The organism is Achromobacter sp. 1011811831 (assembly GCF_059760905.1).
In genome coordinates this window covers 24,706-47,363 of the sequence record NZ_JCBANG010000011.1, presented here as the reverse complement: position 1 = coordinate 47,363, position 22,658 = coordinate 24,706, and the positions used below count along the sequence as shown (strand labels likewise).

Here is a 22,658-nt window from a genome sequence, read left to right as displayed (position 1 = left end):
CGGGCGAGTTCGCGGGTCGCCCGCGCAGGACAGGCGAAAAAAAACGCGCCCCGAGGGACGCGTTGCAAATACCGGGCCTGTGGCCCGGCCAGGGGGGTTGGGTTGAGCCGAATGCTTCAGCTCAGGTTGAAGCCGCCCGGGCCTGCCTGGCCCAGCACTTCGCGCGCGCACTGCATGGCTTCGGTGGCGCTGGCGACCGCCAGGAACGGCATGTCGAAGGCACGCGCCATCTTCTCGGCGCGCTTGCGGATCTTCTCCAGCGCCTCGGCGTCCCGCTCCACCGCGATGAAGGCGCGGCAGCGCGCGCGCAGTCGTGGCATGTTCGTCGTCTGCCATTCCACCATCGCCTTGCGGTCTTCATGCCCGGCTTCCTGCCGCATGTCGGGCACCACCATGACGAAGGGCAGGGGGTTGTTCACCAGCATCTCCATCTCGCGTATCCAGCTGGCGGAATAGCCATCCGGGGCGCCGCCGTGCTTGGCGGTCACGATGGGGAAGTGGGACAGGTCGTGAAAGAAAAACTGATCTCGATTCATTCGAATTCTCCATGAGGGTGGGCGGCGGCGCCCTTGCGGCATCCGCAACCGCCGTAGAGCACCAGGCTGTAGGACTCCAGGGCGAAGCCGCTGCGCCTGGCGATGTCTCCGACCAGCCGCGCCATCGCGGGATCGCTGGATTCCAGGATCCGGCCGCAATGCGTGCAGACCATGTGGTCGTGGTGGCCCTTGTCGTTCATTTCGTACACGGTGGTGTGCGCATCGAGCTGCGTGCGCTTGAGCAGCCCGGCTTCCTCGAGCTGCGTGATCACCCGGTACACCGTGGCCAGGCCGATGTTGCTGCGGTCGGCGATCAGGCTGCGGTAGAGGTCCGCCGCGCTCATGTGCTCGCCCGCGTGCTGATGGAAGATGTCCAGGATCTTCAGGCGCGGATAGGTGGCCTTGATACCTGCGTCGCGCAATCGGGTGTGGTCCATGTGGGTTCTCCTGTCAGGGGGGTAGTGCCGGCCTGATGAGAATGATGTCTATTTTCAAATTTCCCCGCTAACGGGATCCCGTCAATCAGTAGCGCAAACCTGCCAATCTGGATTGCGAGCCCATGCGGCAAGGCGGCGCGTGAATCGGGGGACAGTATCGGACCTCAAGTGAACTTCAGGTCAAGCGCGGTGGACCGCCAGGGCAAGGCTGCGTTTGCGCATGCGCAAGGCCCTTGGCCGCGCCCGCCCGGTGCCGTCCACGCGCGGGCGCACGGCTGCTCGCGCGACATGCCGAGAAGATGAGAATGATGTACATTTCCATATCATCCGCAGACCGGGGCTTCATGTCCCCTCCCAAGTTTTTCCGATCATGTACCGCGAGGAATCCGCGCTTTTTTCCGCCAATCTCCTGCTGACCCCGCATAGCGTGCGCGGCCGGCGCGAGACCAAGGGCATATACGTGCCGCAACACCGGCACGACGAGGGCATGCTGGCGCTGGTGCACGAGGGCCTGGTGCTGGTCCAGGCGGGCAACGAGGTCTGGACGGTGATGCCGGGCAGTCTGGGCTGGATTCCGCCGGGCGTGATGCACGGCGCTCGCTGGTTCGGCGATGCCCATGGTTCTTTCCTGTTCGTGCGGCCCGACGCTTGCGCGCAGTTGCCCTCCGTCTGCCGTTCCTGGCCATCATCGCGGCTGATCGAGGCCGTGATCGAGCGCATCGCCAGCGGTCCGCCCGGCATGCTGTCGGAAGCGTACCTGGCGCAGTTGTTCGAGGTGCTGCTCGAGGAAGTCCGCCTGCGCGAGCACGATCCCATGCCCTTGCCCATGCCCGAGGATCCGCGCCTGCAGGACTTGGCCAACACGCTGCTGAGCACGCCGGACGATCCTTCCGGCATCGACGACTGGGCGCAGCGCCTGAACATGTCGTCGCGCACGCTGATGCGCCGCTTCCGTCAGGAAACCGGCGTGACGCTCGGCCAGTGGCGGCAGCGGGCGCGCCTGCTGCGCGCGCTGGAGATGCTGGGCCGTGGCGGATCCGTCACCGAGGCTGCGCTGGCCGTGGGCTATGAGAGCACCAGCGCCTTCATCGGCAGCTTCCGCGCGGCGTTCGGCGTCACGCCGTCGCGTTACGTGGCCGGCCGCGACTAGCTCGCCGGCCGAGCGCGCCCCGGGGGGGCCGTGGCCGGCGTCCGCATTTACCGTTCTTTACCCTTTTTCGACAGAATCGCCGATCTTCTGAAATGCCCGCTGTCTACGATGGCGTCAGGGTAGGACAGGCAGGTATGGCCGTCCGCCCGCGATGCTTCAGGGGTGTACTCATGTCTGTTCAGACGATCCAGATTCTTTCCAGGGCTGGCAGTGGCGGCGTCATCGCGCGCGCCGTGCCCGCCGCGCATGTCGGCGTTCGTCCGCCTGTCGGCGTGCCTGCCTTTCCCGCCATCCTGCGCAAGATCCTCGCGTCGACGCGCAGCGCCTGGCAGCTCGATGGCGCGGTGGCCGACAAGTCGTAGGGCGGCGTCTCAGGCGGCGGCGGGCTGGTCGGGGTGCTGCGGCTGCGGGCCGAGCGGATCGTTTTCCGCGTCGGGACGCGGCGGCACCGCCGGCAGGCCCAGGGCCAGGCGCAGGCGCTGGCAGTCCGGGTTGGGCGTGCCATCTGGCAGCCAGATATCGAACTCGCGGCAGGGCGTGGGGCGGTTTTCGTAGATGGCGCAGTGGATGCCGGGCTTGCCCAGTTCCCCGCGCAGCGAGATGCAGCGTCCGCCGCCCATTTCCGTGCCTTTCATGCAGGCGCGCAGCGGGCTGAGCTGGGTTACCAGTTCAACGGGCACCTGGCCGCCATTCTCGCCCGCCAGCTCGCCGCAATAGAACGAGACCCGGAAGTGCGAACAGCACGCGCCACAGTCCAGGCAGGGATTGGCGGCGGGGTCGTCGCCGGCCAGGACGGCGGGCGAAACGAAAGTGATGGGCGAGGTTTCTAGCAAGGACATGGCGGAAAGTCCGTAAGCCTGTCCGGTCCCGGCGTGGACGCAAAACGGGCTTGCGTCGCGCAAGCCCGGCAGGTCGATCCGGGAGGCGCGGGATCGCCCGCGCGGGATCAGGGAAGTGGATAGTAGCGGGATTTCCGTCGCGCGAGCCACGATTTTTTTGTCACCGGGCGATGCCGGCAAAAGCGCGCCTGCGGCACCGGGCGGCCATGGGATAAATGCAGCGCCGCGCGCGCGGGAACGGGCGCCGGCCTGGGTTAGCATCTTGCTCTGCGAATGCGCCAGGAGCGCCACCAATGAGCCTCAAGACCGATTTTCCCGATGGGCTGGCCCGCTGCGGCTGGCTCGACGGCTCCGCCGACTACACCGCCTATCACGACCTGGAATGGGGCCGTCCCGTGGTCGACGACCGCGCCCTGTTCGAACAGCTGAGCCTGGAGGGTTTCCAGTCGGGCCTGAGCTGGCGGACCATCCTGAACAAGCGCGAGGCCTTTCGCCGCGGCTTTTCCGGTTTCGATCCGGCGCGCGTGGCCCGCTACGGTGAAAAAGAGATCCAGGTCCTGCTGGCCGATGCAGGCATCGTGCGCCACCGGGGCAAGATAGAAGCCGTGATCAACAACGCGGGTCGGGCGCTGGAAATGATCGAGCGCGAGGGCTCCCTGGCGGCGTTCCTGTGGCGCTACGAAGCGCCGCGCAAGGCGCCGTCCAATCGCGGCGCGTCGGTGTCCGAGCAGTCCCAGGCCCTTTCCAAGGCGCTCAAGAAGCTGGGCTGGAAGTTCGTGGGGCCGACCACGGTCTATGCCTTCATGCAGTCCGTGGGCATGGTCAACGACCATGACCCCGGCTGCCATTGCCATGCCGCCTCGGAACGCGCGCGGCGGGAATTCGCGCGTCCGGGGCAGACCGGCTGATCAGGCCGGGTTCGCCGGCCCGGCCTGGCCGGGCAGGGCATAGCGGCCTTCGCGGTAGGCCCAGCTCGGCCACAGCGCGTGCGCCAGCGCCTCGCGCGCCAGCTCGGGATCCAGCGCCTCGGGCGCGTAGTCCTCGGGGGCAGTGTAGCGGTATTGCACCGGCGTCTTGCTGGGCGCCATCACCAGCAGCCGGTCTTCCTTCAGGTACCCATAAGTGTTGTCGTACTGCATGATGGCGCGGCCCGGCGTGCTGCGGGTGAGGTCGTGGCCGATCATGGGGTGCTCGGTGTCCACGCCGATCAGCGACAGCAGGGTCGGCGCCAGGTCGATCTGGCTGATCAGGCGCTCGTCGCGCCGCGGCTCGATGCCGGCGCCCAGGATCACGGCGGGGATATGGAAGTGCCGCACCGGCACCAGGCTGGCGCCGAACACGCGCGAGTCATGGTCGGCCGCGACCAGGAATACCGTGTTTTCCCAATAGGGCGAGGCCTTGGCGCGCTCGAAGAAGCGTCCCAGCGCCCAGTCGGCATAGCGCACCGTGTTCTCCACGGTGGCCGGATTGCCGTCGACCTGGATGCGGCCTGCCGGGTACTCCCAGGGCGAATGGTTGGAGACGCTGAAGGCCAGTGTGAAGGTGGGCTGGTCGCCGTCCTCGCGCAGCAGCCGGTCCAGCTGGTTGAACATGTCTTCGTCCGACGCGCCCCAGGTGCCGACGAAGGCCGGATCCACGAAATCCGCTCGGTCCACGACCTGCTTGAAACCATTGCCCAGGAAAAAGCCCTTCATGTTGTCGAAGTGCGATTCGCCGCCATAGATGAAGCGCGAGTGGTAGCCGTGCCGGCCCAGCAGGTCGGCCAGCGAGAAGAAGCCGCGCTGCGAGCGCGGCAGCTTCAGCACGGCCTGCGCCGGCGTGGGCAGGAAGCCGGTGACGACCGCTTCCAGCCCGCGCACCGAGCGCGTGCCGGTCGCGTAGGCGCGGGTGAAGGCCCAGGATTCGCGGGCCAGGGCATCGAGTTCCGGCGTCAGGTTGGTGCCGCCCAGCGCCGCGCTGTACTGGGCGCCCAGGCTTTCCTCCAGGATGATCACCAGGTTGAGCGGACGCTTCGTCTTGCGGGTGGCGGGCTGCGCGTGCAGGCTGGGATAGTCGGCGTTGGCGGCCGGGACGGGCAGGCCCGCCTGCCTGAGCACGCGCTCATGCATCTCGGCTTCGTCCATGTTGCCGTAGACGGCCGACGCGGATTTCTCGTTCTTCATGCTGTAGACGGCATAGAAGACGTTGTAGAGCGAGTTCAGCGCCAACGTGTTGAGCATGCCGTCGGAGCTGTAGGCCACCGACGACGGATTCATGGGGCGGTGGCCCAGCGTGCCGCGGATGGTCAGAATCACCACGGCCAGGATCGCCACGCTGGCCAGCGGCATCTGCCACCAGCTGAGCGGCGCATCGGGCGCGGCCGGCCAGAACAGGCGCAGCGCGCCCCAGCCGATCAGCGCCACCAGGACCAGGCCGCCGACCAGCGCGGCCTTGTAGCCGCGCCAGAGCATGCCGGAGACCTCTCGCGGGTGCTTCAGGTATTCGACGAACAGGCGGTTGGGGCGGGAGTCGTATTCCAGGATGAAGGCGGGCGAGGCGATTTCCAGGAAGGCCAGCAGGATGAAGCTGGCCAGATACCACACGGCCGCCGCGTCGGCGGCGAACGAAAAATGCCCGAACCAGGGCGACAGCACGGCGGGCAGGGCCGCCATGACGGCGATCTGGTGCGCGTCGATGCGCAGGCCGCCCAGCATCAGCGGCAGCAGTCCGCCGGCATTGCGCACGCGCTGCCATTGCCACGCGGCCAGGGCCAGGCGGCTGAAAGTCAGCAGCGCGAACGCCGCTGCCACGAAAATCAAGGTTGAATGCCGCATCGGGCCTCCAGGTAGTTCTGCCATCCGTTCCCCGCGGAACGGGTCCATCCGGGTCGCGTAGTCCTGTCTTTTTGTAACCACGCGCTCCATGCGCCTTCCGGCGCGCGCCGTCTTCCCGAATCAGGCGCCGCCGCAAGCGCGGCGGCGCCAGCCGGGCCGCCGAGCCTGTCCCGGGGAGCCCCTGGCGCGTGCAATGGCGGAAAAATCCATACACATTCTCGGGCCGGCAAGCTTAACCCGTCCGGCGGGTCGGGCTACCCTATAGGGGACTGAACGGGCACAGGAGCGGCGACGGCATGTCATCGCCGCGACGCCAAGGATAATAACCATGACACGCACAAGAAAAGTAGCGATCGGGGTTTTCGCCGTGATCGGCGTGGCGATCGCGGCCCTGGTGGCCGTCGTGGCGCTGTTCGACTGGAACCGCGCCAGGCCGATGATCAACGAGCGCGTCAGCGCCGCCATCGGGCGGCCCTTCGCCATCAACGGCGACCTGAGCGTGCGCTGGGCGCGCGAGCCGGATGAGAGCGGATGGCGCGGCTGGGTGCCGTGGCCGCACGTGAGCGCGCAGGACATCTCCGTCGGCAACGCGCCCTGGGCCAAGGCGCCGGCCTTCGCCACGCTCAAGCGCGGCGAGTTCAGCCTGTCGCCGCTGCCGCTGCTGAGCCAGCGCGTGGTCATCCGGCGCATACAACTCACCGAGCCTGCCGCCGACCTGGAGCGTCTGGCCGATGGCCGGGCCAACTGGCAGTTCACCATGCCCGACACCGGCGAGCCGTCGCCGTGGGCGCTGGACATCAACGAGATCGGTTTCGACAAGGGCCAGGTCGGCCTGCGCGACGAGATCCTCAAGGCGGATCTGACGCTGCAGGTCGATCCGCTGGGCAAGCCCGTTCCTTTCGCCGATGTGGCCGGCGCGGATTTCGCGCCGCAGGCGCCGGCTGACGGCGCGTCCGCCCCCGGATCTCCAGACGCCGCCGGCAGTCCCGCCGCGCGAGCGCCGTCCGGCGAGTCCGCGCCCGCGCCGCGCGACTATGTGTTCGGCTGGAAGGTCTCGGGCAAGTACAAGGACCTGCCGGTCAAGGGCGAGGGCAAGGTCGGCGGCATGCTGGCCATGCAGGATGCGAGCCAGCCGTTCCCGGTGCAGGCGGACCTGAGCGTGGGCGGCACGCGCGCGGCGGTGGTGGGCACGCTGCGCGATCCGGCCAGCCTGGCCGCGCTGGACCTGCGGCTCAAGCTGTCGGGCGGATCGATGGCGCAGCTCTATCCGCTGACCGGCGTCACGCTGCCCGACACGCCGCCTTACTCCACCGACGGCCACCTGGTGGCGCGGCTGCGCCGCCAGGGCGGCACGGTGTTCGACTACAAGGACTTCAACGGCAAGGTCGGCAACAGCGACCTGCATGGCGACGTGTCCTTCGCGCTGGGCGCGCCGCGCCCCAAGCTGACCGGCAAGCTCTCGTCCAAGCTGCTGCGCATGGCCGACCTGGGGCCGCTGATCGGCGTGCCCTCGGGCAAGGCGGCGCCGGCCCAGGACAAGGACAAGAGCGCGCCGGCCCGGCCGCCCGGCGGCAAGGTCCTGCCGACGCAGGCGTTCCGCACCGACCGCTGGCGCGACATGGATGCCGATGTGGCGCTGGAAGCGGCCAGCATCATCCACGACAGCAAGCTGCCCCTGTCCGATCTCAGCGTCCACGTGATCCTGCAGGACGGCGTGCTGACGCTGGATCCATTGAAGTTCGGCATGGCGGGCGGCAGCATGGCCGCGACGGCGCGCCTGGACGGCTCCGGAGCGCCGCTGTCCGGGCGGATCGAGGCGCATGCGCGGCGCCTGCGCCTGAAACAGCTCTTCCCGGCTTCGCCGTCCATGCAGAAGACGCTGGGCGAGCTTCATGGCGACCTGGCGCTGACGGGCTCCGGCAATTCCGTGGCGGCCCTGCTGGGCTCCGCGACCGGCGACGTGAAGATGCTGGTCAACGACGGCGTGATCAGCCGCAGCCTGATGGAGATCGCCGGCCTGAACGTGGGCAACTACGTCGTCTCCAAGCTGTTCGGCGACGACGAGGTGAAGATCAATTGCGGCGTGGCCGACCTGCAGATGAAGAGCGGCACGATGACGCCGCGCGTGTTCGTGTTCGATACCGAGAACGCGCTGATCGGCATCACGGGAACCGCCGACTTCAAGAACGAGAAACTGAACCTGGACATCACGCCCGACAGCAAGGGCTTCCGTCTCTTTTCCCTGCGATCCCCGCTGTACGTCCAGGGTACGTTCGGCAAGCCGGACGTGGGCGTGAAGGCATTGCCGCTGGCGGCGCGCGGCGCCGGCATGGTGGCGCTGGGCGTGCTGCTGACGCCGGCCGCGGGCCTGCTGGCCCTGATCGGTCCCAGCGCCGACGAGGGCAATTCCTGCGGCGCGCTGCTCAAGCAGGCGAAGGGCGCGCCGGCGGCCGGCAAGGGCAAGTAGCGGCGGCGGGAATCCGTCTTCAGGGCAAGGTGTTGCGCAGGCCGCCGCGCACGAGGTCGTCGGCGGCGGCCACGGCGTTGCGGCCATGGTTCTTGGCGTAATAGAGCGCCTGGTCCGCGCGCTGGTACACCGCCTCCAGTGTGGCGCCGTGCGTGGGATAGTGCGCCACGCCGGCCGACAGCGTGATCGGATGGGCCGACAGGTCCGGGCCGGGCGAGGCCGCGACCTTCAGGCGCAGACGGTGCGCCGTTGCCACCGCGGCGGCCATGGGCGCGCCGGGCAGCAGCATCACGAATTCTTCTCCGCCCGCGCGGGCCAGCGTATCGCCGGCGCGGGCGCTGTCCGCCATCTGCCTGGCCAGCCTCTGTAGCGCCCGGTCGCCAGCGGCGTGACCATAGCGGTCATTGATGTTCTTGAAGTGATCGATGTCGATGACCACGATGGCGACCGGCGTGTCCTCGGCCTGCAGCATGGCCATGGCTTCTTCCAGGCCGCGGCGGTTGAGCAGGCCGGTCAGCGTGTCGGTGGCGCTCTTGCGGCGCAGGTCGCGCATCTTGTGGTGCATGGACGCCAGGCCCATCAGCAGCGCGCGCTTGAGCTGGGTCGCCTCGAAGTACCAGGAGCGCACGCCGCGTATGCCGTCGGCGGAATCCAGATCCTGCATGCGCTTGGCGAAGCCGGCAAGCTCGCCCAGCGGCTTGGCGATCAGCCTGGACAGCAGCCAGAGCGACGCGATGGAGAGCAGCAGCAGGGGCAGGGTGTTGCGGGCGGTGGCGAGCAGCAGGTCGCTCAGGGGCTGCAGCGTGCCCGCCACCGGCCGCTGCGCGATGAGGCTCCAGCCCGTGCTCGGCACCGGCGCATAGCCGGCCAGCATGTCGCGGCCCAGGGCGTCGACGAAGCGCAATTCTCCTGTCTCGCCGCGCAGCGCGGGCGCCAACGCCTGCAGTTCGGCCACCGGCTTGCCCAGCAAGCTGCGGTCGCGGCCATAGATCAGCGTGCCGTTGCGGTCCACGACGCGCAGGTTCGAGTCGTCGCGGTGGAAGTGCTGGCCCAGCAGGCGGTCCAGCACGTTGTCCTGGTGCAGATACAGCGTACCGGCGATATAGCCGATGTAGCGCTTGTCGGGCGAGAAGATCGGATGCGTGTAAAGGATGAGCCAGCGGCCGCTGCGGCCCTGGAAGGGTTCACTGATGGTGGGGCGCTGGGTCTGTATCGCGTCCTGCGCGGCCGGGCTGTACATCTGCCGGCCCAGCAGGTCCGGCACGGAAGCCGAGGCCGACAGCACCTTGCCCTGCGGCGATACGATGAAACTGGAGTTGAAGTGACCGAGCTGCGTTTCCTGGCGTCGGGTTTCCTCGGCCATCAGTTCCGGATGCGCCTGCATGTCCGCCAGCATCTCGGCGCTGAACGCCAGATAGCGGCGCAGGTCGTTCAGGAAATACTCGGTGGTCGCGGCCAGCTTGGATGCGTAGGCGCGGTTGTCTTCCTGCGCGTTGTGCAGCAGCAGGTCGCGCTGCACGAGATAGCTGGCGTGCAGGCCGCCCGCCAGCACCAGCATGATCGACAGCAGGCTGATCCAGAGGATGAGGCGCCGCAGGTCGATGCGGATCATGGCGCCGTCCTTCAACAGCGGGCGTGGTCCGGAGGCGGGACGCCGGCCAGCGCATCCCAGGAGCACATGGCCTGCCGCGCCACGGCCTGCAGCGTCTTGCGGCTGGCGCCGTCGCGCGCCTGGATGGACATGCCGTGCAGCACCGTGGTGTAGAACGCAGCCAGGCCTTTCAGGTCCGCGCCGTCGGGCAGTTCGCCGCGGGCCGCGCCCTGGTTCAGCCGCGCCAGGATGCGGGCCTGCATCTCGCGCCTGCTTTCACACAGGAACTCGCCGATGCCGGGCGGGCTGACCGTGCCCGCCGGCGCGCCCAGCACGATCAGGCAACCGGGAGGCAGGCCGGGCGTGGTGAAGCGCTCGGCCGCCGCCAGCAGCATGCCCTGCATGGCGTCGCGGGCGCTGGGCGCGTCCTGCAGCGCCTGGCGCGCGGCGCCGCCGTCGGTCTGGCGGTACAGCTCGACGGCCTCGCGGAACAGCGCTTCCTTGGAGCCGAACGCGCCATAGAGACTGGGCGAGTTGATGCCCATCGCCGCCGTGAGGTCGGTCAGCGATGCGCCTTCATATCCTTTCGACCAGAAGACCTCCATGGCCTTGCGCAAGGCCTGGTCGCGGTCGAAGTTGCGGGGACGTCCTCGTTCTGCCATGCGTGCAATTTTAAGCTGGCACAGTATTTTGTGTTGATCGATAAGAAAATGATTGACGATTGCGAGCCAGTGCGGCGATGATATTTGTATTGATCACTACAAATTAGGGTATCCCCATGCGAAATCTCCAGGGCAAAGTGGCGTTCGTGACTGGCGGCAGCCGCGGCATCGGCGCCGCCATCGTCCGTCGGCTGGCGGCCGACGGCGCGGATGTGGCCTTCACCTATGTCAGCGCGTCGTCGGCCGGCAAGGCCGATGAACTCGTCGCCGAAATCAAGGCCGGCGGCGGCAGGGCGCTGGCCATCCAGGCGGATGCGGCCGACGCGGACCAGCTGCGCCGCGCCGCCGAACGCGCGCTGAACGAACTGGGGCCGGTCGATGTGCTGGTCAACAACGCCGGCGTATTCATCGCCGGCGACCTGGCGCAGGCCAGCCTGGACGACTACGAGCGCACCATGGACGTCAACGTCCGCGCGCCCTTCGTCGCCGTCCAGGCGCTGCAGTCGTCCATGCCGGACGGCGGCCGCATCATCAACATCGGCAGTTGCCTGGCCGAGCGCGCCGGCCGCGCCGGCGTCACGATCTATGCTGCCAGCAAGTCCGCCTTGCTAGGCCTGACGCGCGGGCTGGCGCGCGACCTGGGACCGCGCGGCATTACCGTCAATGTGGTGCATCCGGGGCCGATCGACACCGACATGAACCCGGCCGACGGCGAGCGCGCCGGCGACATGGTGGCGGTGCTGTCCTTGCCGCACTATGGCGAAACGCGGGACATCGCCGGCATGGTGGCCTTCCTGGCCGGCCCTGATGGGCGCTATGTCACGGGCGCGAGCCTCGCGGTGGACGGGGGATTCGCGGCCTGAGAGGAAATTTTCCTGAGAGCGACTTGCACGATTCAAAAAAGCTCTCTATAATCTTTCTTCTTCGCTGCTCACACAGCGAATCGCAGCAGAAACCGCAAGGGGCCTGGGTGATTGATGAGTGAGTTTGCGTCGGGCTGTTAGCTCAGTTGGTAGAGCAGCGGACTCTTAATCCGTAGGTCGAGTGTTCGAGCCACTCACAGCCCACCAAAAGATTCGAAAACGGGCACTCCACACGGGGTGCCCGTTTTTTTATTTCGAATCCATATCTTCAGCAGCCGCATCTTCAGCAGCACCGCCGCTGCCAGTCATCTGCGCCAAGCATGGCCGGTCTAATTCCGATAGGCATACTTTCGCAAAGCTAGGGCTGTTCTCAAGGGCATATCGCAACGCTCGCAGATACCGCGGGCAAGCTTTCTTGCTGCCGATGGCTGCTTGGCATCCCCGCCATGACGCCTTGTGCCGTTTGCGGCCGTTCGCCCGAATGCCGATGCATAGCTAAAAATTACTACCGGCTACTATTTCCTTCTGGTCGACCTGGCGAACCTGCCAGGCTCGCATGGCAACATGGACACAGAAGGGCGGAAAATGACCGAGGCGTGGGCTCCCTCCAGATTGGGCGGGTATCTGACCGGATCATCAAATTGGCAGTTGCGCCTCAATGGCCCGGAATTGTGGCTTTCCGTTGCGGGACGGATCCATACGACCAGGATCGAGGATGAGACCTCCTATCGCCTTGACCCGGGCGTGTTCTGGACGGACTTCACCCTTTTTCCTGGCCGTCCTGAGGCGGTGAAGGTGGACGGATTGCCAAATGCGCAAGGGATTGCCTTGGGCAAGGCACTCAAATTCGCGCTGGCCGATCAGCGAATTCTTGAGGACGTCGCATACATTCAGTGCGCCCATCAATCCATGCGGGCGTGGCTTGACCAAAAGCAGGTACAGGAAGACGTCGTTCGCGCCGAGCGTCGGTGGTTTACCCACGAAATGCAGACGGCCCTGGAAAATGCGCGGCCAGAAATGGATGTCCCTGCAGTCCGTGCGCGGCTGAAGAGATCGGAGGTCCAGGCCAGACTGGGCAATGAGGTCGCCGCGGTCAATGGCACCTTGGCTCATTGGGAGGCCGACCATCGTGCCAATTGGGAATTGCTCAACGCACGGCATACGGAATCCGAGCTGGAGGAGTGCAAGGACCTGTTTGCCCGGGTAGAGAGCAAGCCCCTGACTGACGAGCAGGCGCGCGCCGTGGTCTGCTTCGACAATCGTGTGCAGGTGGTGGCGTCCGCGGGCTCGGGTAAGACATCCACGATGGTCGCGAAAGCCGCCTATGCCATCCATCGGGGTTTGGTCGCTCCTGAACGCATCGTCATGCTGGCGTTCAACAAGCAAGCCGCGGAGGAGCTCAGCGCGCGCGCCGCCAATGCCTTCGAACGACTTGGCATGCAGGGCGTTCAGGTGAATGCCTCGACTTTCCACGCCTTGGGACTGAGCATCATCGGCAAGGCGACCGGAGAAAAACCAGATGTCCCGGATTGGGCGACAGATGCTCTTGGCGGTATACGCAAGCTGGGCGGGATCATTGATCAGCTCAAGGATCGCGATCCTGCTTTCCGGACGCGATGGGACCTGTTCAGGTTCGTCTTCGGCAAGGATCTGCCCGCATTCGGATCGATTGGGACGCCGGACGTATGGGACGGCCAAGGCAATGGCAGAACGCTCACTGCGGACGGGAAAAGAGTCCGCAGCCAGGAAGAGGCCACCATCTCCAACTGGCTCTTTTATAACGGCGTGGATTATCGCTACGAAGACAGCTACAGGTTCAAGACGGCGACCGACGAATACCGCCAGTACCGCCCTGATTTCTACTACCCGGCCATTGACCTGTATCACGAGCATTTCGCCCTCGACGCGCAGGGCAACGCGCCGCCCAGCTTCGGCGACTATGTTTCTGGAGTGGCGTGGAAGCGCCAGTTGCACCGGGAGCGCGGCACATCGCTGATTGAAACAACGTCGCATCAGATCCGTACTGGCGCGGTGTTTGATCATTTGGCTCAAGAGCTGACCCGCCGAGGCACGGTGCTCGACCCCAATCCGGATCGCGAAATTCCGAGGGACGGTCAAAAGCCCATGGAACAAAAAGAGCTGATCAAGTTGGTGAGAACCTTCATCAGCCACGTCAAGAGCAATTGCCTGCCGATGGCGGCGCTGCACAGCGGTCTGGACGCGATGCCTGACGGCACATTCAAGTATCGCCACCGAATGTTCCTGGACATCGCCGCGCCGATCCTGCGAGAGTGGGATGCCGCCCTGGCGTCCGAAGGCGGCATCGACTTTGAAGACATGCTGAACCAGGCAGCCGACCACCTGGAAAATGGCCGTTACTCGGCGCCTTACGAACTGGTGATGGCCGATGAGTTTCAGGACGTATCCCGTGCCCGGGCACGGTTGTGCCGCGCCCTGGTCCGGAAGCCGGGGCGCTTCTTTTTCGCCGTGGGTGACGACTGGCAGTCCATCAACAGGTTCGCCGGCGCGGATGTGTCCGTGATGACCGCATTTCGGGAATGGTTCGAGCATGGGCAGATCCTCAAGCTGGAGCAGACCTTCCGCTGTCCTCAGGCGCTTTGCGACGTCTCCAGTCAGTTCGTCGCCAAGAATCCCGCTCAGTTGAGCAAGCTGGTCAGGTCGGCCACGCCGGCGGTCGGGCCGGTGCTCCAGGCCTTCCAGGTGGATCACAAGGACGAACTCACCGACGCGATAGACCAGTTCGTGCAGCATCTGGCCGAAGGCGTCAACAATGGCACCATTCCTCCTGGGCGTGACGGCAAAGTCTCTGTGTATGTCCTCGGTCGCTACAACGCCGATCGAAATCACCTGCCGTCTCGAATGGGCCGGTTTTCGCGCTGGGTGAATATATCGTTCCTGACCATTCACAAGTCGAAGGGCAGCGAGGCCGACTACGTCATCCTGCCGGAGATGCGCAGCGTGCTGCGCGGGCGCAGCTTTCCGAACACGCGGGCCGATGATCCCGTGCTGGCGTTGGCCATGCCCGCCGGAGACACCTTTTATCTGAGCGAGGAGCGCCGCTTGTTCTATGTGGCGCTGACCCGGGCGCGACGCGGTGTCGCCATGTTCACCACGCGAGGCCAGTGCTCAAGCTTCCTGCGTGAGCTGGAAGCGGACGGTGCCGTGAAGATCACCAATATGAAAGGGGAACCTAGCCAGGAGGAACGTTGCCCCTGGTGCAAACAGGGTGTTCTGGTCGCGCGCACAGGCCGGTATGGCGAGTTCCGTTCTTGTTCCAACTATCCCGCCTGTGCCTACAAGCCCAAGTCGGGAAGGACGGAGCCTGATGTGGAAGTCCCCATTGTCGAGTCGAAGGACATGCCTGGCGCCATATCGACTGTCCCGGCGAAAGCGGCATCCAGACGGCTGACGTTCAGCGACGTACTCAATGCGCCAAGCAGGGGGCCTGGCGAGCAGCGTGCGTCCGTCGGAAGACCTGCGCCGCCTGCCGGGTCTGCCACGCGTCCAGCTTCCCGCATCAAGGACACGCATGAAGCCGATCCCGTCGTTCGGGCCTCTTTGGGACGCCGGATAGCGGGGGGGCTCAGGGCAGTCAATGAGGGTGTGGCGGCGATCAACCATTCGCTTGACCGTGCCAGCGCATTGCAACGAGCGACATTCGAGCTGGAGTTGGACCTGTACGCGGAGAGGTTAATGCTGGATACCGGCCTCGAACGCGCGAGGTCTGCCATGGCGTTGGAGGAAAAGCTGAAGGATGCCAATTTCCGGAAAATCTATGAGCAGACGCATGAGCGCCTAAGCCTGTTGCTCGTGTCCACGGACGAAGCCCGCCCGGCGAAACCTGCCGTTGATCGCGCCTTGCCGTCGTTCGAGCGGCGCGACCGTCACGATGACCCGGAAATCGACAATGCGATACAGAAAAAAATCGAAGGCTTGCGTGAAGGACAGGCTGCGTTGCTATCCCGCGTCCGGGTTGAGCTGTCCGCGGATCCTGCGCTTTGCGCGCATTTCATGAAGCTGCTGGAGACACGCCACGTATCGCACTATCGAGAAATCCTTGATCCGGCATCGTACTCAAGCCTAGCGTAGATGATACCGAAGGCCGTCGACGCAATCGTCAACGGCCTTCTAGCTTTCCGCCAACCTACACCGCCACACTCACCTCCGGCATCCCCGCCGCCACCGTCAGCGTCGTCAGCGACGCCACCGCCGGCAGCGCGGGCGCCTGCTTGCCGTTGAGCGGCTTGAGCTTGCTGAACACGCAGCGCAGTTCGGCGGGGGTCAGGGTCACCACGGCGAAGCCCTGCGCGTCGGTGTCCACATGGCGCAGCCAGCCGCCGTTGAACTGCTTGAGCGTGGCGTTGAAGTTGTTGGTGAGCGCGCCGTTCTTCTCGCTGTAGATCAGCGGCTTGGCCTGCGCGAAGGCGGGATCGTTGTCCACCACGTTCTTGAAATAGCTGAAGAACGAGTTGCTGGAAATGCCGGCCGTGACCAGGTCGACCATGATGGGTTTGGGCATGGCCGCGTCGTAGTCGTCCATGACCGGGCCGGCGAAGAAGGCGTGGATGTCGCCGGTCAGCGCCACCAGGTTGCGGATGCCGGTATCGCGCACGAAGGCCATCAGGTGCTTGCGTTCGGCGTTGTAGCCGTCCCACTGATCGGCGTTGAGCAGGTATTCGTCCAGCAGGGCCGAAGGCGGCAGCTGCGCGTCCAGCAGCGGCTTGATCTGGGCGGCGAACGCGCCCGCCGGGATGCCGGCCTGCGCGGCGAGCAGGGCCGACAGGGCAGGGTAGGCCGTGACGGGCTTGCCGCTGCTGTGGTCGGCGCCTGTGAGATCCTGGACCAGCGCGTTCGCCATGGCGGGCACCAGCGGCGTCAGCGCGTTGTTGGCGGCGGCCAGTCCCTGCGCCAGCAGGCCGGCCACGGCCTGGGCGCCGTTGAATTGCATGCGCAGCAGGGAGACTTCATTGCCCCACAGGTTCCAGGTCGTCGCGCTGGCGCGCAGCTGGGCCTTCCACCAGTCGCGCTGCGTATCGCCCAGCATGGACACCGGCGTCAGCTGGCCGGCGGCCGCGCTGACCTTGGCGGCTTCCACCTGGGACAGGATGCGCTTGGGCACGAAATAGCGGCTGCCGATTTCGCTGCCGACCTGCTTTTCCGGAATGACATGGTCCGCGCGGTACAGGCGCAGGTCGGTCATCAGCAGGGTGGCCAGGGTGCCGAAGCGGAACGCGCGATAGATCTGGATGTTGTCGAACGCCGGGTTGTCGCGGTTGAAGCTGACGTCGGCCGGCATGAACTCGAACCAGGCCTGGTTGGCGCCGCGCCGGCGCGGCGTGTTGGCGGTGGCGTCGTCGGTTGCGGCGTAGACCTGCCGGTCCTGCCAGCAGTCGTCGGAGAATTCGTGGTCGTCCCAGATGGCGATCATGGGAAAGCGCGCGTGCAGCGCCTGCAGGCGCGGATCGCTGCGGTAGTTGCGGTACAGGCTGCGGTAGTCGGCCAGCGTGGTGGCGTAGATGGCGCCATCGGCGCGCTTGGTGCCGTCGGGCAGGCTGAGCGGCGCGTGCGCGCTTTCCACGGCGCCGGTCTGGAAGCCGGCTTTCACGGTTTCGTAGATGTAGTCGCCCAGGTGCACGATGAAGTCCAGGTCCTGGGTCAGCAGTTCGTCGAAGCCGGCCCAGTGGTTCACGCTCCAGTCCTGACAGGAGATGAAGGCGAACTTCAGCTGCGCCACCGCGGCGTTCTCGGCGGGCGCGGTGCGCGTGCGGCCAACGGGGCTGGCGCTGGCGCCGGCGATGAAGCGGTAGTAGTAGGTGGCGCCGGCATCCAGGCCCACGACCTTGTGGCGCACCGTGTGATCCCAGTCGGGCTCGGCGCGGATGGCGTCGTCGACCAGTAGTTGCTTGAAGCTCTCGTCGCGCGCCACCTGCACGCGCAGCGGCACCGCCGCGTTGTCGGCGCCCACCGCGCGGGTCCACAGCACCACGCTGCCGGGGCGGGGATCGCCCGAGGCCACGCCCTGCGGGAACTGGTAGCGCGCGCTGTTGCCATTGTCCGGCGTGCCGGGGCTGTCGTCATCGTCGTCGCTGCTGCCGTTGCAGCCCGCCAGGCCGACGCTGGCGGTGGAGATGGTCAGGAAACTGCCCCACTTGATGAATGTTCTGCGGTCCATGTCTGGGTCTGCTCTGGCTGGGTGGCGCGGTGATGCGGCGCCGGGGTGCGGAGGGCGCGGCACGCGCGGCGCGGCCCCCGGTGCCGTGCCGCGGCCAGCCGCGGGCGCCGGTATTCCAGCAGCGGGCGGTTGCATGGGCGTGACAAATGGCCACATCGGCGCGGGACAAGCGCCTGTCATATTCATCGTCCAGAATCGGGTGGGTCAGGCATGTGCCTGCAAGACAACGGCGCGCCCGGCGCGCCATGGGGGGCTACATGGAAAACGCACTCGAACGCGACGGCGTGGCCGCGCTGGAACGGCAGCTGCGCCTGCAGGCGGATCTGATCGACAGCCTGGATGAAGAGCTGGAGCTGGAACTGGACGATCGCCGGCTGGACGGCGAAGACACTTCCGACGAAGACTGGCGCGCCAATCGCCAGCGCTATTTCCGCGAACTGCTGCGCCTGCAGGGCGAACTGGTCAAGCTGCAGGACTGGGTGGTGCACTCCGGCCATCGCCTGGTCGTGCTGTTCGAGGGCCGCGACGCCGCCGGCAAGGGCGGCGTCATCAAGCGCATCACGCAGCGCCTGAATCCGCGCGTATGCCGCGTGGCCGCGCTGCCGGCGCCGACCTCGCGCGAGCGCACGCAATGGTATTTCCAGCGCTATGCGGCGCATCTGCCGGCCGCGGGCGAAATCGTGCTGTTCGACCGCAGCTGGTACAACCGCGCGGGCGTGGAGCGGGTCATGGGTTTTTGCAACGACGCCGAGTACGAGGAGTTCTTCCGCTCCGCGCCCGAGTTCGAGAAGATGCTGGCCCGCAGCGGCATCCAGATCATCAAGTACTGGTTCTCGGTGTCGGACAACGAACAGGAAGCCCGCTTCGAGAGCCGCATCAACGATCCGCTCAAGCAATGGAAGCTGAGCCCGATGGACCTGGAGAGCCGCCGCCGCTGGGAGGCGTACACGCAGGCCAAGGAAGTCATGCTGGAGCGCACCCACATCCCCGAATCGCCCTGGTGGATCGTGCGCGCCGACGACAAGAAAAAGGCCCGCCTGAACTGCATCACCCACCTGCTGGACCAGGTGCCCTATCTGCCGGTGGATCACACGGAAGTGCAGTTGCCAGAGCGTGTGCATCACCAGGACTATCTGCGCCATCCCGTGCCCGAGCACATGTTCGTGCCGGATCGCTATTGAACCGGCCGGCGCCTGTCTTTCGACTGTCACATTCCGGCGTCACCATCCCGATCCCAGGGCGGGCCGCAACGGCCCGCCATCGCTACGCCATGAGCGCGGATCATGATGACGACATCGACGGCAGCAGGCTATGAATCCGACATCTCGGGCCTGATCTGCGCCTTCCGCTTCACGCCGGACGGCCCCGGCGCCGAACTCGATTCGCAGGCGCTGGCACAGCGACTGGCGGACAGCGCGAACGAATCGGAAGAGGGCGATTTCCTCTGGCTGCACATGAACCTGTCCCAGGCCGGTTGTGTGCGTTGGCTGCAGGCGCATCTGGAACTGCCGGACGCCTTCATCGCCATGCTGGGCGAGGCGGCCCATTCGACGCGCATCGAGCAGCAGGAGCGCGCGCTGGTTGCCGTGTTCAACGACGTGATCTTCGATTTCGAGCGCACGCCGGCCCAGGTGGCCACGCTGTGGGTGTGCGCGAGGCGCAAGCTGCTCGTCACGCTGCGCCACAAGCCGCTGCGCTCGCTGGACCGGCTGCGCGAGCATGTGCGTCGGGGCGAGCGCTTCCGCTCGCCGGCCGAGTTGCTGGCGCACCTGATGCGGGATCAGGCCGACCTGATGACCGAGATCGTGCGCAAGGCCAGCCTGGATGTGGACGGGATCGAGGACCGCTTCCTGGCCGCGCAGTCGGGACCGGCGCGGGTGGACCTGGCGGCAACGCGCCGGGTGCTGGTGCGGCTGCAGCGCACGCTGGCGCCCGAGCCGGGTTCGGTGTTCCGCCTGCTGGCGCGTCCGCCGGCCTGGCTGCAGCCGCGCGACGTGCAGGAACTGCGGGAGTCGACGGAGGAATTCTCCGTCGTGCTGGGCGACATGGCGGGCCTGATCGAGCGCATCAGGCTGCTGCAGGAAGAGATCGCGGCGCGCCTGCAGGAGCAGAACAACCGCACGCTGTTCACGCTGACGCTGGTCACGGTCCTGGCGCTGCCCATCAACATCATGGCCGGCCTGTTCGGCATGAACGTGGGCGGCATTCCGCTGGCCGAGGACCGCGGCGGTTTCTGGATCATCTGCGCGCTGGTGGCGGTGTTCACCGCGGCGGTGGCCTGGGTGGCGCACCGCCGGCGCCTGAGCTGACGGCTCGTTAGAGCCGCCGGCAGACCGCCTCGGCGAACTGGCGCGTGCCGGCCGTGCCGCCCAGGTCGCGCGTGGCCACCTTGTCGGTGTTGATGGTGGCGGAGATGGCCTGCTTCAGCCGCTGGGCGTCGCCGGCCCGGTCCACGTGCTCCAGCATCATGGCGGCGGCCAGCATCAGCGAAATCGGATTGGCCACGCCCTTGCCCGCGATGTCGGGCGCCGAGCCGTGCACCGCCTCGAAGATGGCGGCATCCCTGCCGAAGTTCGAGCCCGGCGCCATGCCCAGGCCGCCGACCAGGCCGGCCAGCTGGTCGGACAGGATGTCGCCGAACAGGTTGGTGCACAACAGCATGTCGAAGCGCCAGGGATTGAGCACGAGCTGCATGGCGCAGGCGTCCACGATCATGTCGTCCACCTCGACCCGGCCTTCGTACTCCTTGGCGACATGCTTGCAGGCCTCGAGGAACAGGCCGGTCAGCGCCTTGAGGATGTTGGCCTTGTGGACCACGGTGATCTTCTTGCGGCCATGCCGGACCGCGTACTCGAACGCGAAGCGGGCAATGCGCTCGCTGCCTTCGCGCGTATTCATGCCGGTGCAGACGGCCGCCGCGTGCGGGTCGTTGCCCTGCGGGATGTAGAACTCGTGCGCGACATAGAAGCCGCCCAGGTTTTCCCGGATCAGAACCAGGTCGATGTCTTCGTAGCGGCCGGGCACGATGGTGTTGACCGGGCGGACGTTGCCGAACAGCTCGAATTCCTCGCGCAGGCGCACATTGGATGAGCGAAAGCCTGTGCCGACGGGCGTGGTCAGCGGTCCTTTCAGCGCCAGCCGGCGCTCGCGGATGCTGGCCAGCGTGGCGGCGGGCAGCGGATCGCCTGCGCTGGCGACTCCGGCCATGCCGGCCTGCTGCACATCCCAGTCGAACGGGCTGCCCAGGGCGTCCAGCACCTGCACGGTGGCTTCGACGACTTCCGGGCCGATGCCGTCTCCGGGTATCAGGGTTGCGGGGATACGGGACGGAGAAGTCGGGTTCATGGCATCACCTTGGTAGTTCGACCGGAGCAGTCGTCCGGGCATTTTTACCATGGCGACACGGCGGCGAGGCCGCGTCCTGCCGGCCCGGCGGCTGGCCGGGAGGACGCGCTGCCGTTAAGTCAGACCTAAAGGTCAGTTGCATGGAGACTAAATCACAGCGGGGGCGCGGCTTCTTATAGTGATTGCTTCCGCAGTTTTCCGGAGTGTCCATTCCATGTCTGTTACAAACGCCGGCGTCCGCCCCGATCATCCCCGTTCCGACGCGGAGGACAGTTTTCCCCAGGCGGTGCTGTTCGACCTGCTGACCGCCTTGCTCGATTCCTGGACGGTCTGGAACGCCGCCGCCGGTTCGGAGCCGCAGGGACGCGCGTGGCGCGCGGAGTACCTGCGCCGCACTTATGGTTGCGGCGCCTACCTGTCTTACGAGCAATTGGTGGCCGAGGCCGCCGAGGCGGTCGGCCTGCCCGCTTCCGCGCCTGCCGCGCTGGAGGCGAACTGGGAGCTGCTGCCGGCCTGGGACGGCGCGCGCGAGCTGCTGGCGGCGCTGCGTCCGCATTGCCGGCTGGGCGTGGTCACCAACTGCTCCAGGGCGCTGGGGCATCGCGCCGCCGCGCTGCTGGGCGTGGACTGGGACGTGGTCGTGACGTCGGAAGAGGCGGGCTACTACAAGCCGGACCCGCGGCCTTACCAGCTGGCGCTGGCGCGGCTGGACGTGCAGCCCGGGCGCGCCGCCTTCGTCGCGGGCTCCGGCTACGATCTGTTCGGCACCAGCCGCGTGGGCCTGCGGACCTATTGGCACAACCGCGTCGGCCTGGCGCTGCCGCCCGGCGCGCCCGAGCCGGAACGCCAATCGCCGGGCCTGGCCGAGGCGCTGCCGTGGCTGGCGCGCTTCGGCGCCTGAAAGCCTGCCGGCGCTCGGCATCGGCCGGCCGCCGTCGGTCGCAAGGACGAGAGCGGCCTCTACAAAATGTTGCGCGCGGCTCCGGCGCGCTTGCTAGCATGGATCAGCCGGAATCTTCCGGCGGATCCGACTGGTAAGTGGAGGTTGTCATGAACTCAAGAACAATGTTCAACCGTATCGCTGTCGTCGTTGTTTCAGGAGGGCTGCTGGCGGGCTGCGCCACGCAGCAGCAGAACAATACCGCCATAGGCGCGGGCGCGGGCGCGGCGGTGGGTGCGGGCCTGGGCGCCCTGATCGGCAATGGCAAGGGCGCCGCGATCGGCGCGGGCATCGGCGCCGTGGCGGGCGGCCTGGTCGGCTACAACTGGAAGGTCGTGAAGGACGATGTGCAGAAGTCCGGCGCGTCCTCGCTGGGGATCGACGTGGTCGAAATGCCCGACGGCAGCCTCAAGGTCAACATCCCCAGCAATGTCTCGTTCGATACCGACAAGACCCAGCTCAAGCCGGCGCTGCTGCCCGTGCTGGATTCGGTGGCGCGCTCGCTCAACCAGCACCAGGAACTGCGCGCCAAGGTCGTCGGCCATACCGACAGCACCGGGGCGATGGCGCATAACCAGACCCTGTCGGTCAATCGGGCCAAGAGCGTGACCGACTACCTGGCGCGCCAGGGCGTGGCCGCCGGCCGCCTGTCGGTCGAGGGCCGCGGGCCGAACGATCCGATCGGCGACAATGCCACCGCCGAGGGGCGCGCGGCGAACCGGCGGGTGGAGATCTACCTGTACGCCGTCAAGCAATAGGCGCGACCGCGGTCCGGCGAGCGAGGCGGCGGGCGCGGGGCGCCGCCGCCTTGATTCATTTGAT

Annotated in this window: 18 protein-coding genes and 1 tRNA gene; 11 read left to right on the top strand and 8 right to left on the bottom strand. The window is 66.7% G+C overall.

The genetic code is table 11. The features are described from left to right. Positions 1-116: 116 nt before the first annotated feature. Complete coding sequence (locus AC6LJ9_RS06625) at positions 117-536, bottom strand: hypothetical protein (protein WP_212312284.1); 420 nt, start codon at positions 534-536, stop codon at positions 117-119. Further along, positions 533-973: a Fur family transcriptional regulator gene (locus AC6LJ9_RS06620; RefSeq protein ID WP_212312283.1), complete on the bottom strand. Its 441-nt coding sequence runs from the start codon at positions 971-973 to the stop codon at positions 533-535. The genes AC6LJ9_RS06625 and AC6LJ9_RS06620 overlap by 4 nt, the downstream gene beginning before the upstream one ends. A 370-nt stretch (positions 974-1,343) precedes the next feature. Here AC6LJ9_RS06620 and AC6LJ9_RS06615 point away from each other — a divergent pair, with 370 nt between their 5' ends. Both AC6LJ9_RS06615 and AC6LJ9_RS06610 read left to right on the top strand, forming a co-directional pair. Beyond that, positions 1,344-2,123 carry a helix-turn-helix transcriptional regulator gene (locus AC6LJ9_RS06615; protein ID WP_212312282.1) on the top strand — a complete coding sequence of 260 codons (780 nt, stop codon included), beginning with the start codon at positions 1,344-1,346 and terminating at the stop codon, positions 2,121-2,123. Between the two features lie 170 nt (positions 2,124-2,293). Then, complete coding sequence (locus AC6LJ9_RS06610) at positions 2,294-2,485, top strand: hypothetical protein (RefSeq protein WP_498146933.1); 192 nt, start codon at positions 2,294-2,296, stop codon at positions 2,483-2,485. A gap of 9 nt (positions 2,486-2,494) precedes the next feature. On the opposite strand, the gene AC6LJ9_RS06605 is transcribed toward AC6LJ9_RS06610, so the two are convergent. Continuing rightward, on the bottom strand, positions 2,495-2,962 hold the full coding sequence (locus tag AC6LJ9_RS06605; RefSeq protein ID WP_392410728.1) for a YkgJ family cysteine cluster protein: 468 nt from the start codon (positions 2,960-2,962) through the stop codon (positions 2,495-2,497). Positions 2,963-3,255: 293 nt separating this feature from the next. Between AC6LJ9_RS06605 and AC6LJ9_RS06600 the strand changes: the two genes are divergently transcribed. Next, the gene (locus tag AC6LJ9_RS06600; RefSeq protein ID WP_498146932.1) at positions 3,256-3,870 is read left to right on the top strand and encodes a DNA-3-methyladenine glycosylase I; all 615 of its coding nucleotides are present in this window, start codon (positions 3,256-3,258) and stop codon (positions 3,868-3,870) included. Here the strand turns inward: AC6LJ9_RS06600 and AC6LJ9_RS06595 are convergent, their stop codons facing one another. Continuing rightward, positions 3,871-5,775 carry an LTA synthase family protein gene (locus AC6LJ9_RS06595; protein WP_498146931.1) on the bottom strand — a complete coding sequence of 635 codons (1,905 nt, stop codon included), beginning with the start codon at positions 5,773-5,775 and terminating at the stop codon, positions 3,871-3,873. 328 nt (positions 5,776-6,103) lie between these two features. On the opposite strand from AC6LJ9_RS06595, the gene AC6LJ9_RS06590 reads away from it, so the two are divergent. Continuing rightward, positions 6,104-8,242 carry an AsmA family protein gene (locus AC6LJ9_RS06590; RefSeq protein ID WP_498146930.1) on the top strand — a complete coding sequence of 713 codons (2,139 nt, stop codon included), beginning with the start codon at positions 6,104-6,106 and terminating at the stop codon, positions 8,240-8,242. 19 nt (positions 8,243-8,261) lie between these two features. Here AC6LJ9_RS06590 and AC6LJ9_RS06585 read toward each other — a convergent pair whose 3' ends face one another. Both AC6LJ9_RS06585 and AC6LJ9_RS06580 read right to left on the bottom strand, forming a co-directional pair. Further along, positions 8,262-9,854: a sensor domain-containing diguanylate cyclase gene (locus AC6LJ9_RS06585; RefSeq protein ID WP_498146929.1), complete on the bottom strand. Its 1,593-nt coding sequence runs from the start codon at positions 9,852-9,854 to the stop codon at positions 8,262-8,264. Between the two features lie 11 nt (positions 9,855-9,865). Beyond that, positions 9,866-10,495 carry a TetR/AcrR family transcriptional regulator gene (locus tag AC6LJ9_RS06580; RefSeq protein ID WP_212312274.1) on the bottom strand — a complete coding sequence of 210 codons (630 nt, stop codon included), beginning with the start codon at positions 10,493-10,495 and terminating at the stop codon, positions 9,866-9,868. Between the two features lie 116 nt (positions 10,496-10,611). On the opposite strand from AC6LJ9_RS06580, the gene AC6LJ9_RS06575 reads away from it, so the two are divergent. The 3 genes from AC6LJ9_RS06575 to AC6LJ9_RS06565 all read left to right on the top strand — a co-directional run bounded on the left by AC6LJ9_RS06575 (position 10,612) and on the right by AC6LJ9_RS06565 (position 15,468). Continuing rightward, on the top strand, positions 10,612-11,358 hold the full coding sequence (locus AC6LJ9_RS06575; RefSeq protein ID WP_498146928.1) for a 3-oxoacyl-ACP reductase family protein: 747 nt from the start codon (positions 10,612-10,614) through the stop codon (positions 11,356-11,358). A gap of 131 nt (positions 11,359-11,489) precedes the next feature. Beyond that, positions 11,490-11,565, top strand: a tRNA-Lys gene (locus AC6LJ9_RS06570). A gap of 357 nt (positions 11,566-11,922) precedes the next feature. Further along, the gene (locus AC6LJ9_RS06565) at positions 11,923-15,468 is read left to right on the top strand and encodes a UvrD-helicase domain-containing protein (RefSeq protein WP_498146927.1); all 3,546 of its coding nucleotides are present in this window, start codon (positions 11,923-11,925) and stop codon (positions 15,466-15,468) included. A gap of 55 nt (positions 15,469-15,523) precedes the next feature. On the opposite strand, the gene AC6LJ9_RS06560 is transcribed toward AC6LJ9_RS06565, so the two are convergent. Next, positions 15,524-17,551, bottom strand: coding sequence for an alkaline phosphatase D family protein (locus tag AC6LJ9_RS06560; protein WP_498146926.1), 2,028 nt, complete (start codon positions 17,549-17,551; stop codon positions 15,524-15,526). 257 nt (positions 17,552-17,808) lie between these two features. On the opposite strand from AC6LJ9_RS06560, the gene ppk2 reads away from it, so the two are divergent. Then, positions 17,809-18,732, top strand: coding sequence for a polyphosphate kinase 2 (ppk2, locus tag AC6LJ9_RS06555; RefSeq protein ID WP_212312271.1), 924 nt, complete (start codon positions 17,809-17,811; stop codon positions 18,730-18,732). Between the two features lie 102 nt (positions 18,733-18,834). Continuing rightward, positions 18,835-19,860 (top strand): transporter, encoded by a 1,026-nt coding sequence (locus AC6LJ9_RS06550; RefSeq protein ID WP_212312270.1) that lies wholly within the window; start codon positions 18,835-18,837, stop codon positions 19,858-19,860. A gap of 7 nt (positions 19,861-19,867) precedes the next feature. On the opposite strand, the gene AC6LJ9_RS06545 is transcribed toward AC6LJ9_RS06550, so the two are convergent. Next, positions 19,868-20,896 (bottom strand): isocitrate/isopropylmalate dehydrogenase family protein, encoded by a 1,029-nt coding sequence (locus AC6LJ9_RS06545; RefSeq protein ID WP_498146925.1) that lies wholly within the window; start codon positions 20,894-20,896, stop codon positions 19,868-19,870. A 214-nt stretch (positions 20,897-21,110) separates the two neighbouring features. On the opposite strand from AC6LJ9_RS06545, the gene AC6LJ9_RS06540 reads away from it, so the two are divergent. Together AC6LJ9_RS06540 and AC6LJ9_RS06535 are read left to right on the top strand one after the other, a co-directional pair. Continuing rightward, positions 21,111-21,797 carry an HAD family hydrolase gene (locus AC6LJ9_RS06540; RefSeq protein ID WP_498146924.1) on the top strand — a complete coding sequence of 229 codons (687 nt, stop codon included), beginning with the start codon at positions 21,111-21,113 and terminating at the stop codon, positions 21,795-21,797. 149 nt (positions 21,798-21,946) lie between these two features. Beyond that, positions 21,947-22,594, top strand: coding sequence for a YiaD family glycine zipper/OmpA-like lipoprotein (locus tag AC6LJ9_RS06535; RefSeq protein WP_498146923.1), 648 nt, complete (start codon positions 21,947-21,949; stop codon positions 22,592-22,594). The last annotated feature ends 64 nt before the right edge of the window (positions 22,595-22,658 follow it).